This window comes from Paenibacillus piri (assembly GCF_004354045.1).
In the GTDB taxonomy this organism is placed as follows: domain Bacteria; phylum Bacillota; class Bacilli; order Paenibacillales; family NBRC-103111; genus Paenibacillus_S; species Paenibacillus_S piri.
This window is the reverse complement of the sequence record NZ_SMRT01000002.1, coordinates 416,393-429,495: the sequence shown is the minus strand read 5'-3', so window position 1 is coordinate 429,495 and position 13,103 is coordinate 416,393. Positions and strand designations below refer to the sequence as shown.

The window sequence follows — 13,103 nt, the reverse complement described above, 5'->3', positions numbered from 1 at the left end:
GGTTCATCAGGCTTGTCGGTTCCGGTATAACAAGTACATGAAAAATGGCGCGCCGATTGCAGCGGTAAATACCCCCGCAGGTATGTCGAGCGGACTGAATAAGGTGCGCGCTGCCAAATCGGCCGCCAGTAAAATGAGGGCGCCGATCAGCGCGGATACTGGCAGCACGCCGCCAAAGGCGGGACCGACGAGCTTGCGCGCGATATGCGGCGCCATCAAGCCGATGAAGCTGATGGCGCCGCCGATGGCAACGGCCGCCCCGGCCAAAGCTACGCTAATCATCAGCAGCAAAAACCGGTTGCGCTGCACGACGCTGCCGATGCTGACGGCGATCTCCTGCCCCAGCTCCTGCGCGTTAACTTCCCTGGCCAGGAGCAGCGCGATCGGCATCAATACGATGATCCAAGGGGTCAGCACCCAGACGTCCTTTTCCCATGAAACGCCGTAAATGCTGCCGGTCATAAACGTTAACGATTTGTTGGCCAATATAATCGGCCCCGAAATCATCAGCATATACGAAACGGAACTGTATGCCGCCGACATGCCGATGCCGATCATGACCATCCTAAGCGGCGATACTCCATGCTTCCAGGCGAGCGTATAGATCAGCAGTGTAGATATAAAAGCCCCGGCGATCGCGCAGAGCGGCAGCCAATGAATGCTGACCTTGTCGCCAAGGAAGAAGAAAAAGCTGACGGCGCCGAGAGCCGCGCCTCCGGTAATGCCGACAATGTCCGGCGAAGCGAGCGGATTGCGGATCATGCCCTGCAGGATCGCGCCGGATACGGCCAGCGCGCTGCCGGCCAGCACCGCAATGATCATCCGCGGCAGCCGCAGCGTCTGCACGATGACGGCGTGCGTCTGTTCGCCTGCGCCGATCAGCACCTTAATGACGTCGAGCGGCAATATCCGCACCGAGCCGACGCCTGTACTAATAATGAAAAGAGCCAAAGTCGCGGCAGTTAAAATGACGATGCTCCAGACGGTTTTTTTGCTTATAAGAAAAGAAACTTTACCTGCCCGAAATGCGGTATATTTACTCATTTACGCTCCACTCCCTTGCGCGCTATGTACACAAAGAAAGGAACGCCGATCAATGCTGTGACAACGCCTACCGGCACTTCCTTCGGCATCGCGATAAATCGTGCGCCAAGGTCCGCCGTCAGCAGGAGCAGCGCTCCCAGCGCCGCGCAGTAAGGAATCAGCCAACGGTGATCGGGGCCGACCAAATAACGCGCAATATGCGGAATGATGATCCCGACGAAAACGATCGGCCCGGCCGTAGCGACAGAGCCGCCGGCAAGCGCAATAATGACCACCGCGGCGGCGCATTTCACGTATGCGGTCCGCTGTCCGAGTCCTTTCGCCACGTCATCCCCCATCGACAATACATTCATATGAGGCGACAACAGAAGAGCGCCGATCAGAGCCGTCACGATATACGGGGCTACCGAAGCCAGCATGTGCAGCTCACGGCCCGCCACCGAACCGACCAGCCAGACGAGCACCTGATCGAACGCTTTGCCGTTCGTCAGCAGGATGCCCTGCGTCAGCGACGAAAAAAACGCCGTAACGGCCGACCCGGCTAACGTAATTTTAACCGGCGTCATCCCGTCCCTGCCGAGCGATCCCATCAAATAAACGATGCCCGAGCTGACAGCCGCGCCTGCAAAGGCGATCCAGACGAGCGGGATACGCTCGGCCATCGTTTCCAAATAACTGACGGCCAGGACGATAAAGAATGCCGCGCCTGCGTTAACCCCGAACAGGCTGGGCGAAGCCAGCGGGTTGCGCGTTACCGCCTGCATCAATGCGCCTGCCACCGCCAGGCTCGCGCCAACGGTCGCCGCAATCAATGCGCGGGGCACGCGCGACGATTGAATGATAAGATGTTCGTTGGAGCCGTTGAAATGCAAATAGGCATCGGCAACCGTGCTCCATGAATAAGTTGTCACTCCGAACATCACGCTGCAGACCATAAATAGAGCACATAAGAGGACGAAAATGATAAGTCCGATGACTTTGCTTTGCTGCGAGAGTAATAATGCGTTCATACTAACCTCAGATCGACGAAATTGTCCGCTAGTTTTCCTTTTATTTTCCTTCCTTATTCTATGAGAATCATTATCAATTGTCAATGACTTTGAAAATCATTTTCATTTTAGCCATTTCTAAATTGGACATTGACAGACTGCGAAAAATTGATTAAGATTCTTATTGGTAATGAGAATCATTATCACGATACATATAGGAACCGGGAGGCTTTATAGATGCTGCATACTTTTTTCAACAAACGTAAATTCAGAAACGGGTCTTGGCTCGCTGTCATGATGGTGATGGTTATGCTGACGGCCGCATGCGGACAATCGGCGACAGGCGGTTCGAATGCCGCTCAGCCGGACAATGGAGCCGCGGGCGCATCCGCGGAAGCGTCGCGAACGATAAAGCATGCCATGGGAGAAACCGTCCTGAAGGGCACCCCTAAACGCGTCGTTATTTTGACCAATGAAGGTACGGAAGCGCTTCTGGCTCTCGGTATCAAACCGGTCGGCGCAGTCAAATCGTTTACCGGCAATCCATGGTACGAGCATATTAAAAAGGATATGGAAGGCGTTACGGTGCTTGGCGAGGAATCCCAGCCGAATATCGAGCTGATCGCCAGCCTGAAGCCGGACTTGATTATCGGCAACAAAATGCGCCAGGAGAAAGTTTATGACCAACTGAAAGCGATCGCCCCAACCGTATTTTCCGAGACGCTGCGCGGCGAATGGAAAAACAACTTTGCCCTCTATGCGGAGACGGTCAACAAAAAAACGGAGGGCGACAAAGTTATCAGCGATTTCAACAGCCGGATCGAGGATTTCAAGAAAAAAGCGGGACCGAAGCTGAATCAGACGGTATCGGTCGTCCGGTTCATGTCCGGCAAGACGAGAATATACTTACAAGATACGTTTACAGGCATTATTTTTAAGGAAATCGGTATCGCGCGTCCGACGTTAAAAACGAAGGAAACGTTCGCTGAAGAAATAACCAAGGAGCGGCTGCCCGAGGCAGATGCCGATATGATGCTGTACTTTACCTATGAAACCGGTGACGGCAAAGCTACGAAAACCGAACAGGAATGGATGAACGATCCGCTTTGGAAAAACTTGAACGTGGTCAAAAACGGCAAGGTGTACAAGGTCGATGACGCTATCTGGAATACGGCCGGCGGCGTTAGAGCGGCCAATCTGATGCTCGACGAGCTGTACCAGCTGTATGAGGTCAAACCCTGACTCACCGTTAACCTATGACCGGCGCCCGAACGGGCTGGCCGCTTCAGTAGCTTTTAAACCAAAAGCCCCGCATGCGGCAGCGAGAAACGATTCGCTGCCGTGCCGGGGCTTTGTTAGTTGAATGAAAGTGATTCTATACTTTGTTTCGCACAGCCTTGATAAACGCGCTCGTTCCCGAAGGACGGCGTAGCCGTTTATCCATGCGCGGTAAAGCTGCTCATGGTTATACGTTACAACTTATATATATCGCCGAATTTATGCTCGAAGTACTGCACCAAATAGTCGGGATTCAGCTCTTCCCCCGTTACCGAGGTGATGATTTCCGTCGGCGTGAGCGACTTGCCGTAGCGGTACACCTTGTCCGCCAGCCAGTCCTTGATCGGCAACAGGTTGCCCGCCCCGATCAAGCCGTCGAAGTCAGGCAGCTCCTTGCGGATCGTGCGCATCATTTGAGCCGCATACATATTGCCCAGCGCATAAGATGGAAAATAGCCGAAGGCGCCGCCGGCCCAGTGCACATCCTGCAGGACGCCTTCCCCGTTGTTGGACGGAACGACGCCCAAATAGTCCTTGTACTTCTCGTTCCAAACTTCCGGCAGATCGGCGACGGAGACCGCTCCGCTGAATAGCCCCTTCTCGATTTCATAACGCACCATAATATGCAGGTTATAAGTCAGCTCGTCGGCTTCAATCCGGATTAACGACGGCTTCACCTCGTTCGTCGCGCGGTAAAAATCTTCAACGGCCACACGGTCGAACTGGCCCGGATAATTGGCCTGCAAATCGCGGTAATACCGGTTCCAGAACGGCCGGCTGCGGCCGATCATATTTTCCCAGAATCGCGATTGCGACTCGTGGATCCCCATCGATGTGCCGGTGCACAGCGGGGTGCCGATCAGCTCCGGCGATATGTTTTGCTCGTACAGCGCATGGCCGCCCTCATGGATGGTGCCAAACAGGGCGCTGTTCACATCATCAGGCAAATAGCGCGTTGTGATTCGCACATCGCCCGGGTTAAGACCCGTTGCGAACGGATGAACCGTCTCGTCCAGCCGCCCGGCTTCGAAATCGTAGCCCATCTGCTTGAGTATGTATAAACTGAACGCTTTTTGCTTGTCTTTCTCGAAGTTTTGCCGTAAGAAGCCCGACTCCGGTTTATGCGGCGACGCCTGGATCGAGGCGAGCAGCGGTACGACCTTTTCACGCAATGCTCCAAACACTTCGTCCAGCTTGGCAACCGTCATCCCGGGCTCGTACATGTCCAGCAGCGTGTTGTATTTATGTCCCTCGTAGCCCCACAGCTCGATAAATTCAAGATTGGTTGCCACGATTTTTTCCAGGTACGGCTGAAATTTGGCGTAATCGGCTTCATGCTTCGCTTCTTCCCAGACGGATTCCGCCTGAGAGGTCAGAACCACGTATTCCTGATATTTTTGCGGCGGTATTTTTTTGCTGCGGTCGTAGTCTTTTCTGCATTCCGTCACCATTGTTTGCTCGGTCCGCCCCAAAGCGGAGAACTTATCTGCTTCGGACAAAGAAGCGAGCAGCTCGCCCATTTCGTCGGAAACGGACATTTTGAACAGCTCCCCGGACAGCACGCCTACGACTTCGGACCGCGCGGGGATCCCTTTTTTAGGTGCGCCGGTTCGCATATCCCAATACATCAAGCCAACCGCTTCCTCATAGCTTTTCATTTTTTTCAGCAGCTCTTTAAACTGTGACAGCTCTTGCTCCAACTTGGTGGTTGTCATGGACAGGCACTCCTTTCAATCGTATTGATTTGATCATACTGTGTATGCAAAAGAGAAGCAAATATTATACCGTTTGTGGTACAATATATGGATGTAAAGGAGAGGGTACACATGCATATCACGTTTACCGATCATGCGGTCGAGCAGATCAACAGCCGCTTTGCGCCCGGGGACGGCGAGCTGAAGCTCGTCTTTGATTCGGAGGGCTGCGGCTGCGCCGTGAGCGGCGTTCCGGTATTATGGATTGTCGATCAGGCTGCCGACAAAGAGCTGCGGGCGGAAGGAACACCTTATCGGATCGTGTATGAAAAAAGGCATGAGGTTTATTTCGAGGACCGGATGGTTCTGGATTTCGAGCCGAAGCGCGGCAGCTTCATCTTGAAGAGCGACGGCCAAATTTACAATGCGCAGATGCGGTTAATAGACAAAAGAGCGCAGTGAGTTAAACAATAAACCGCAGCGCGGACGGGATCGTTCGGAAGGAGCGTCAGCTTCTCCGGGCTTCCAGGGTAGGAGTATCCAAAGAGAAAAAATACGGAGGTTTTCTATGTCAACATTACTTTCGAGCATTGTCGAACATAACCAGCATTTCGTCGATTCCAAAGAGTACGAACCGTTCCTGACCAACCGGTTTCCCGACAAAAAAATGGTCATTGTCACCTGCATGGACGCCAGACTGACCGAGCTGCTGCCGAAAGCTATGGATTTGCGCAACGGCGACGCCAAAATTATTAAAAATGCCGGCGCAGTCGTCTCCCACCAGTTCGGCTCCGTCATGCGCAGCATCATCGTCGCCGTCTACGAGCTGGGCGCCGAAGAAGTGTTCGTCGTCGGCCATTACGATTGCGGCATGACCGGATTGAATCCGAGCTCCGTTCTGGATAAAGCCGAGTCCCGCGGCGTTTCGAAGGATACGATCTCCACGCTGCGCAATGCGGGCATTAACCTGGACAATTTTTTGACCGGATTCGATTATGTCCATGACGCGGTCGTCAACAGCGTCAACCTGATTCGTAAGCATCCGCTGCTGCCGAAAAGCCTGATTGTTCACGGCTTGATTATTAATCCCGAGACGGGCCGACTGGACGTCATCGACTGCGGCGATGAATAGAGGAAGCGCCGGTTAGCTAACGCAAAGAAGCCGCAAAATCATTCTGATCATGGTTTTGCGGCTTCTTTGCGTTTTTTTAGGGTATGGCGCTGGAGCGGACGCAGCGGCAAGCGAGGGGGACGGCAAGGCGTCAAGCGGGCGGAGACGCGATCCGGGCCCGCCTCGGCACGACAGCCGGCCGCGCGGCGGGCAAAGGAGCAATTTGGCGCGGCCGTGGCTGTACCCGGGCCAGCATATCGCGCTGCACGGCCGGCGCCGCAGCGCCCGCTTATTTGCCGCCCCCGCGGCTGCGCAGCTTGGCTTCCAGCAGATCGATAAGCTGCTGCTCAATATTTTTGCCGCCCGGTCCGGCCGGTACGGGCCCGGCGCCGGCTCCAGGCAGAGCCGGAGCGCCTCCGTCCTCGCGATTATGATGCGGCGGCGGCTGTCCGTCTCTTTCCTGCGCGCGCTTGGACAAAAATTCGCGGATCATGCGCTCGCGTTCTTCCTCGCTGATTCCTTGCTGCTCCTTAAGCTCCTTAAACTGCTCCTTGCGGAGCCGGGTCTCCTCCAAAAATTCATCCACATACCGCTTTTGATCTTCGGTCAGCAGCGCCGTTATCACCTTTTGATCGGAGGTTTCGAGCTCGCCTACGCTGCTGTTTCTTTTAATCAAGGGGAGTAGGCTCTCCGCCTGGGCCGCGCTTATTTTCAAATTTTCACGCTTGTTCATTTGCAGCAGGCTTTGAAACAACAGCACCATATCCTTTTCGCGGCTGCTTTGAAAATCGTCCTGCCGCTCAACCACGGAAGCGGGAGAGACAGGCTGGACCGGAAGGGGCTTCTGGGTAGCCGAAGCTGCGCAACCGTTTATCAACCCCGCCATGACAATGCCTGCCACCGACATTCGTACAATTTTCACGAGCCACCCTCCATCCCAACGTCCGCCGCTTGTTTTCTTGCTGCAATAACTTCTCCGTACAAAGCTTAGCTTAGTGTCAGAATAGCCCTAAACTTTGATGAAATTATGTGTCATTTGTGAAAAATATGTAAAATCATCAATAGTCCCAGCTTTCGCTCAAAGGAAAGGTCAGCGTAAATTCGGTGCCCGCCCCAAGCTCGCTCGTGACCGCGATCGTCCCTTTCATACCGTTAACCAGATGCTTAACGATCGTCAGGCCGAGTCCCGTCCCTTCCGACAAGGAGGCGCGGGAATGCTCCACCTTGTAGAAACGGTCCCAAATGCGGTGCAATTCTTCCTCGGCCATTCCGATCCCCGTATCGCGAATGACAATGACTGCGCGCTCCCCCTCCGATCGCAGCTCTACTGTAATGGTGCCGCCGGCGGGAGTGAATTGGATGGCGTTATAAAGCAGATTTTGCAATATTTGCGCAAACCGGTCCGGGTCCAATTCCGCAATGACCGGTTCGTCGTCCTCGTCCGGCATTCGTTCCTGAAGCGCGATCCGTTTATCGTTCATCGCGGTACGGAGCAGCTCCAGCGTTTCCCCGATTTTCTCCTGAAGTAGCAGCGGGCGCGTCCGGAACACATCCATCCCGTTTTGAATTCTTGCCAAATCAAGCAAATCGTTGACAAGCCGCTGCAACCGCTGTACCTCGTAATCGCATATTTTCAAATAATGGCCGTAGCGCTCCTCGGGAATCACCTTATCGTTCATGGCGATGATCAAACCGCGCAGCGAGGTCAGCGGCGAGCGCAGCTCATGGGAAACGTTCGCCAGAAATTCCTGCCGGGCATCCTCCCATTGCACCAACTGGTCGACCATGAAATTGAAGCTTTTGGCCAGCTCTCCGACTTCATCCTCCGAGGTTATGGGTACCCTCGCCGTGAAATCGCCTCCCGCCACCTCCAGGGCTGCCCTATTCATCTGCTGCAGTGGTCCGGCGAGCTTGCGCGACAATATGTACAGGATGATGCCGACCGTCAAGAGCGAAAACAACAGCGGCACTACGATATTCCAGCGGACCGCGGCCAGCGCCTCGCTCACTTCCACCGCAGGCACGTTCAGGAAAATGACGATCGGCTGGCCGTTCATCTGCGCCGGCGCATAGTAGGTCAGCAACCCGTCTCTCGCCCGCGGGTCGAACCGGTATTGTCCGGCGATGAATCCGGAATATCCTTTTAACCCTTCGATAAATAAAGGATCCATCGCTTTCGGAATGACGGAGCCCTCGCGCTCGGAGGAGCCGTTCAGCACAACGCCCTGACCGTCGACCAGCCACACGCTTCCGTTGATGCTGCGGGCGATAATCCGGACGCCGAACCGCAGCTCGCGGGTGGAAATGGTCCCCTCCTGCACATTGGGCAGCAGCTTGGATACCTCAGCGAACCTCGAAGAGAGCAGCTCCTTTTTATCCTTATAAAATAAGTCCGTGAAATATGCGTTCCAGAAAAGCGCCAAACCGACGAAAAATAAAATACAGGTGACCAAAAAAGATAAAAATATTTTGATATAAAAGCTTTTGTACCAACGGTTAAGCATGGCGCGCGACCTCGAAGGAATAGCCGATCCCCCAGAGCGTCTGGATAGACCACTCCGGACTCGCCCCCAGCTTTTTGCGCAGGTTTTTGACGTGGGCGTCGACCGTCCGCGTGCCGCCGCTAAAATCGAAGTTCCAAACATAGCCGAGCAAATCCTCGCGGGAGTACACCCGGCCGGGATTGGAGGCGAGAAAATGGAGCAGCTCGATCTCCTTCGGCGTCAAATCTATTCGTTCGCCGTTCATGGTTACCCGGTATTGGTACGGGTCAATCACGAGCGAGCCGATCCGCAGCGTCTTCTTGTCCGGCTCTGCCGGTATTTGGACTGCGGCGATCTGCATCTGGGTGCGGCGCAGCACCGCTTTAACCCGGGCGATCAGCTCGTTCGGATCGAAAGGCTTGACGATATAATCGTCCACGCCCAGATTAAATGCGCGCAGCTTGTCGATCGACTCGCCTTTCGCCGTCAGGAAGATGATCGGCGTCTGCGCCAAAACGCCCGATTCGCCCCGGATGTGTCCGCACAGCTCAAAGCCCGAATAATCGGGCAGCATCACATCAAGCAGCACCAAATCCGGCTGCTGCTCTCTCAGGAGCTGCAGCACTTCCCCGCCGCGATAGGCGATGACCGGTTCATACCCGGCATGCTCCAGGTACAGCCGAATCACTTCCACAATATTCGGTTCGTCGTCCACGACGACGATTTTCCCCAGCTTCAGCTTAGCCACAGTGCTCATGCTTTCCCCCTCTTTGTCCCGTTTTTCAGCTGCCTGCTCCGTTCCCGCTCCTCGATTACCGGGCTGCGGTCCCGCAGTGTGTGCTTATGAATCAAATACGTGTCGGTCAAATCGCTGGGGCGCTGCCAGCCTCGTCCCTTAGCTTCGCACTCCTTCGTGCACCGCTCGATCAGCCGGGGGTCCGCCAATGGAATGTTCAAATCCGTATATTGAAAATTCGGACCTTCCAATTGCGCCAGACGTTCCGTCAACCTGGCGCGAAATTCATCCGGCTGTATGCCGAGCTGCGCCAGATCCGGATCGCTGAAAAGCAGCAATGCGGATTGCAGCATTTTTAAGGCACCGGCCACATTGCCGCGGCGCTGATGGTACATCGATACGGCAACCTGAATGCAGCCCACATAGGCCCGGGACAATGGGTCGCCGGGATGTTCTTTCCAATATTGTTCCATGACCTCATGGCATTCGAAAAAATCCCGGTCGGCATGAAAATAAATTAAGTAATCGATATAAGCTTGAGGATATGTCGACATGATTTCCCGCCTCTGCATATGCTTGAATCGTGAAATATTTGCTAGCTCCAGCTATGAATATTCTTATTGTATCAAGAAGGGATAAAAACTGAAACCTTTGACCAGATTATTCGTAGTGAAGGTATGTGGGTTTTTACTACACAATAATAAATGGAGGGTTAAACGAATGTGGAAAAAATTATCCATGCTCATGCTGGCGTGCACGATTGCCTTTTCGTTTAGTGCCGTCGGTGTTGCAGATGCTGCAAAATCGTACAAAGCGCCTAAGAAAAGCTTCAACTCGAACACGACAACAAATCAGACGCCTAACAGCGGCGTCAACAAGGCGGATCCAAGCGCCTCGAAAGCCCCAAGCTCGGCAACGACTCCGAACACGGCTGCAAAGCCCGGTCTTTTCGGCGGCGGCTTAATGAAAGGCATGCTGATCGGCGGTCTGGCCGGTATGCTGTTCGGCGGTTTATTCGGAAACATGGGTGCGCTCGGCAACATTCTAGGTCTGTTGGTCAATGTGCTCGCCATCGTGGTATTAGTTATGGTTGTCGTCCGAATCGTGCAGTATTTCCGCAACAAGCGCAAATTGGACGAAGAACCGAGACGTTCCTAATTCCTAGTATCAGGCGGGTGTTATCGAAGCATGAGATTAACCGAGCAGGAAATTATTAATGCCATATGTATGCATATGGCCGAACGAAAACGTCTTCAGCCCACGCAGGTCGAAGTGGAGATGATGTGGGATGAGGATTACGGCTTTTCGGCGGAAGTGCATGCCGAAGGCCGCAGTCAAATTATTATCGCCGCCAATATATTGGAGGCAATTGAACGTTACTTGCTGAACCAGCATAACATGCGCGTATTCCGCGATCAGATCCAGCTGCAGCTGGAGGAAGAAATCGTCGCGGATATTCATTAACCGGTCATACCCGTCCTCTGCTCCGTACAAACGGACAGAGGATTTTTTTCGTGCGAAAAACCGAAAGTTGTTCACCGCTTTGCTACAAAACGCCGGCAAATCTTCTTTCTACTATTTTCCTACGCAACTTAACAGTCCCTATTTGCGTTTATATTAGTAGATATAGTAGAAAGAGGATGATCTATGTTGAAGCGATCCACCCTAATAATCTCGACCGTCCTGGCACTTCTGCTGTCTAGCTCAGGCACGGCGATGGCCGCGGATAAAACTTCGAAATACCGTGTCTATCAAGATAATAAAATGTTGATGGAAACCGCAGATTACAAGTCAGCCGAAGCTTACGCCCAGCAGTTTTCCGGCAGCCATGTCGAAGATATCGCCAGCCGCAAGTGGCTCTGGAGCAATTACCCCCGTTACAAAGTGTACCAAAGCGGGCTAAGCAGCTCGTCATGGGAGTTTACCACGCTCGATCAAGCGGTTCGCGAGGCTTCCAAATGGGGCCATGCAAGCGTCCGCGACCTGCAGTCCGGCGGCTGGGTATGGAATAACTATCCGAAATACCGGCTGTATCAAGGAGAAGCGACGCTGGACAGCTGGGAATTCGCCACGTTGAATGAGGCTGTGAACGAAGCCAAGCGATGGGGCAGCGCTCATATTGTCAATCTTCGCGACCATTCCTGGGTATGGGATAACATTCCCGCTTCGCGCAAGGCCGAGCTGCGTTCGTCGGGTGAGCGAATCTATCAAGTCTATCAGGGTACGAATACTAGCGATGCCTGGTCGTTCGCCTATTTGGAAGATGCCGTCAACGAATCGTTGAAATGGGGCAACTCCACGATTGTCAACAGTCAGTCGAACAAGGTTGTTTTTTCCAATGTGAAAAACTATCAAGTCTATCAAAACGGCACTTATTTGGATGCTTATCTTAATCTTGACGATTCAATCAATTATGCCAACCAGTTTGCGCATTCGGAAATTATAACCGCCGATTCGAAACGAAGCATTTGGTCCAACTATCCTTATTATCAGGTTTATCAAGGCGACAACAGGATCGCCGATTATTCCAGCATTGCGAATGCGCTCAGCTATGCGATGGGCTACAGCAATGCATCGATTCGGCTGCTCGATAACAACACGATCATCTGGGACAACTTCCGCAAGCTGCAGTTCTGGGGTTGGAACGGCAGTTCCAGCAATGATACGATCCGCAGTCAGGTTAATAACACAGTCGGGCTTGATGTTGTGTCGCCTACATATTTCAGTCTTGCCGACAGCTCGGGAACTTTAGGCGACACGTCGAACAAGGATACCGTCGCCTGGCTGCAAAAGCAGGGCCACAAGGTGATGCCGCTTGTCAACAATCAGTTTGACTCGGCGCTCACTTCACAATTTCTATCCAATGCCGAAGCGCAAACGAAATTCATTCAGGCATTGGTGGACAAAGGCTCCGCACTCGGCGTCGAAGGGCTTAACATTGACTTTGAAAGCATGGCGGCGAAAGACCGTGCCGCTTATACAAGCTTTTTGAAAAATTTGACCGCTGCCGCGCATGCGAAAGGTTTGCTCATTTCCGTCGATCTCCCGCGGGGCAGCGTCAAATGGAACGCGCAGACCGCTTACGATCACGAACAGCTGGGCGGGATCGTGGATTATATCATCACGATGACTTACGACCAGTACTGGAAAGGAAGTACGGAGCCGGGCTCCGTTGCCGGGTTGCAGTGGGTCGAGGAAGGCATTAAAGAGTTTTTGGCGTATGGCATTCCGCGCGACAAGCTGATCATGGGCATACCGTTCTACGCCCGCGAGTGGCAGGTGGACAGCAGCGGCAAGCTGGTCGATAACCGGGCGCTGCTGATGAAGGACTTGCCAGCGCTCATCTCGAGCAAGAAGGCAGCTTTATCGTTCGATGAAAAATTCGGCCAATACAAGGTTGAATACACCGACACCGATAGCGGCAATAAACGCGTCTTTTGGCTGGAGGACGAGACGACGGTGAAAGCCCGGCTCGAGCTTGCCAAAAAGTATGATCTCGCCGGAGTGGCCGTATGGCGGCTCGGCTACGATGCGGCTGATTTGTGGAACATGATGCTGCAGCAAAAATAACGGCTGTACGTTAAAAGCCCGACACTTCCATATGATGGAGGTGCCGGGCTTTTGTGCGTGATGCGATTACATTGCATTTAAGCATAGCGGTTGGCTGTTGTAGTGCGATATCGCGTGCGCATGCTGTAGCCGTTAGTGCGATGCAATAACGAAATCACGATGTCATAGCCTCTAGCGAGTCGCGATGGCGATATTACG

13 protein-coding genes are annotated in these 13,103 nt (G+C 53.4%); 6 read left to right on the top strand and 7 right to left on the bottom strand.

What is annotated here, in order from left to right; translation table 11 throughout:
- Positions 1–6: 6 nt before the first annotated feature.
- The gene (locus E1757_RS06765) at positions 7–1,044 is read right to left on the bottom strand and encodes a FecCD family ABC transporter permease (RefSeq protein WP_133226079.1); all 1,038 of its coding nucleotides are present in this window, start codon (positions 1,042–1,044) and stop codon (positions 7–9) included.
- Positions 1,041–2,054 (bottom strand): FecCD family ABC transporter permease, encoded by a 1,014-nt coding sequence (locus E1757_RS06760; RefSeq protein ID WP_133226078.1) that lies wholly within the window; start codon positions 2,052–2,054, stop codon positions 1,041–1,043. Before E1757_RS06760 ends, E1757_RS06765 begins: the two co-directional genes overlap by 4 nt.
- 216 nt (positions 2,055–2,270) lie before the next feature.
- Here E1757_RS06760 and E1757_RS06755 point away from each other — a divergent pair, with 216 nt between their 5' ends.
- Positions 2,271–3,275 (top strand): ABC transporter substrate-binding protein, encoded by a 1,005-nt coding sequence (locus E1757_RS06755; protein ID WP_133226077.1) that lies wholly within the window; start codon positions 2,271–2,273, stop codon positions 3,273–3,275.
- Positions 3,276–3,505: 230 nt separating this feature from the next.
- On the opposite strand, the gene E1757_RS06750 is transcribed toward E1757_RS06755, so the two are convergent.
- A complete protein-coding gene (locus tag E1757_RS06750) occupies positions 3,506–5,026 on the bottom strand; it encodes a carboxypeptidase M32 (RefSeq protein WP_133226076.1) in 1,521 nt (506 codons plus the stop codon).
- Positions 5,027–5,137: 111 nt separating this feature from the next.
- Between E1757_RS06750 and E1757_RS06745 the strand changes: the two genes are divergently transcribed.
- Together E1757_RS06745 and E1757_RS06740 are read left to right on the top strand one after the other, a co-directional pair.
- Positions 5,138–5,467 (top strand): iron-sulfur cluster biosynthesis family protein, encoded by a 330-nt coding sequence (locus tag E1757_RS06745; RefSeq protein WP_133226075.1) that lies wholly within the window; start codon positions 5,138–5,140, stop codon positions 5,465–5,467.
- Positions 5,468–5,573: 106 nt separating this feature from the next.
- Positions 5,574–6,137 carry a beta-class carbonic anhydrase gene (locus E1757_RS06740; protein WP_133226074.1) on the top strand — a complete coding sequence of 188 codons (564 nt, stop codon included), beginning with the start codon at positions 5,574–5,576 and terminating at the stop codon, positions 6,135–6,137.
- Positions 6,138–6,405: 268 nt separating this feature from the next.
- Here the strand turns inward: E1757_RS06740 and E1757_RS06735 are convergent, their stop codons facing one another.
- From E1757_RS06735 to E1757_RS06720, 4 genes are all read right to left on the bottom strand, one after another.
- Complete coding sequence (locus E1757_RS06735; protein WP_133226073.1) at positions 6,406–7,038, bottom strand: hypothetical protein; 633 nt, start codon at positions 7,036–7,038, stop codon at positions 6,406–6,408.
- A gap of 136 nt (positions 7,039–7,174) precedes the next feature.
- On the bottom strand, positions 7,175–8,620 hold the full coding sequence (locus tag E1757_RS06730; RefSeq protein WP_133226072.1) for a sensor histidine kinase: 1,446 nt from the start codon (positions 8,618–8,620) through the stop codon (positions 7,175–7,177).
- Positions 8,613–9,356 (bottom strand): response regulator transcription factor, encoded by a 744-nt coding sequence (locus E1757_RS06725; protein ID WP_133226071.1) that lies wholly within the window; start codon positions 9,354–9,356, stop codon positions 8,613–8,615. The genes E1757_RS06730 and E1757_RS06725 overlap by 8 nt, the downstream gene beginning before the upstream one ends.
- A complete protein-coding gene (locus tag E1757_RS06720) occupies positions 9,353–9,889 on the bottom strand; it encodes a DUF309 domain-containing protein (RefSeq protein WP_133226070.1) in 537 nt (178 codons plus the stop codon). Before E1757_RS06720 ends, E1757_RS06725 begins: the two co-directional genes overlap by 4 nt.
- A 166-nt stretch (positions 9,890–10,055) precedes the next feature.
- Between E1757_RS06720 and E1757_RS06715 the strand changes: the two genes are divergently transcribed.
- The 3 genes from E1757_RS06715 (at position 10,056) to E1757_RS06705 (ending at position 12,905) form a co-directional block, all read left to right on the top strand.
- Entirely contained in the window at positions 10,056–10,493 is a 438-nt protein-coding gene (locus E1757_RS06715; protein WP_133226069.1) for a hypothetical protein, read from the top strand.
- A gap of 30 nt (positions 10,494–10,523) precedes the next feature.
- Positions 10,524–10,799 (top strand): YxcD family protein, encoded by a 276-nt coding sequence (locus tag E1757_RS06710; protein ID WP_133226068.1) that lies wholly within the window; start codon positions 10,524–10,526, stop codon positions 10,797–10,799.
- Between the two features lie 183 nt (positions 10,800–10,982).
- Positions 10,983–12,905, top strand: a complete 1,923-nt coding sequence (locus E1757_RS06705) for a glycosyl hydrolase family 18 protein (RefSeq protein ID WP_165971985.1) — start codon at positions 10,983–10,985, stop codon at positions 12,903–12,905.
- The last annotated feature ends 198 nt before the right edge of the window (positions 12,906–13,103 follow it).